1 protein-coding gene and 1 pseudogene are annotated in these 852 nt (G+C 58.9%); both read left to right on the top strand.

Annotated elements, in window-relative coordinates:
* Positions 1-537 (top strand): annotated as a pseudogene (locus MLC59_RS19800) (glycosyltransferase); the annotation flags it as partial.
* The coding region (locus MLC59_RS19795) for an ArnT family glycosyltransferase (RefSeq protein ID WP_248237323.1) at positions 521-852 on the top strand (332 nt) is incomplete at its 3' end. The pseudogene MLC59_RS19800 and the gene MLC59_RS19795, both read left to right, overlap by 17 nt.

Raw genomic sequence — 852 nt, 5'->3', positions numbered from 1 at the left:
GTGGATACCGGCGATTTCCGGTTGATGAGCCGTAAGGCCGTAGACGCGATACTGACTCTGAACGAACGTAACCGGTACATGAAAGGACTGTTTGCCTGGATCGGCCTGCCGACCCGTGTCATCCAGTATGACCGGGAACCCCGGGCTGCCGGAGAAACGAAGTGGGATTACCCCGGACTGGTTGGTCTGGCTCTGGAGGGCCTGACCTCATTTTCCGTCTCACCATTGCGCTGGGCGACCGTCATCGGGTTGTTTGCCGCGAGTGTTGGAGCCCTGTTTGGGCTCTGGATCGTGATCAAGGCCATGATGCTCGGCGATGCAACCAGCGGCTATCCGTCACTGGTTGCCATCATCAGCTTTCTCGGTGGCATCCAGCTACTGAGCATCGGTATTGTCGGGGAGTATGTGGGCAAAACCTATCTGGAAACGAAGCAGCGACCGGTCTACCTGGCCGAGGAGGTGCTGGAAAGTCCGGTTGGTGTCAGTCAGCCGTTAAATACGCGGCTGGCGGAGGCGCGTCATGTCAAAGCGATTTAACATCTGGTTCCTGGCGTTGGCAGCGGTACTGGTCAGCCGCCTAATCGGCATGGCGCTGTTTCCTTTTGCCGATACCACCGAACCTCGCTACGCGGAAATTGCCCGCCTGATGGCCGAAACCGGTGACTGGATCACCCCCTGGTTTGAGCCGGGTGTGCCTTTCTGGGGCAAACCACCGTTGTCTTTCTGGGCCCAGGCGTTGGCCATCAAGGTATTCGGCCTCTCGGAGTTTTCATTGCGCCTGCCGTCCTGGCTGGCAACGTTGGCGATGGTCTGGCTGGTCTGGCGGCTGGCGAAGCAGCTCTGGAATGTCCA

Source organism: Marinobacter bryozoorum (assembly GCF_023156245.1).
Taxonomy (GTDB): Bacteria; Pseudomonadota; Gammaproteobacteria; order Pseudomonadales; family Oleiphilaceae; genus Marinobacter; species Marinobacter bryozoorum.
The sequence above is the reverse complement of the archived record's forward strand: the minus strand, read 5'-3'. Positions and strand labels throughout refer to the sequence as shown.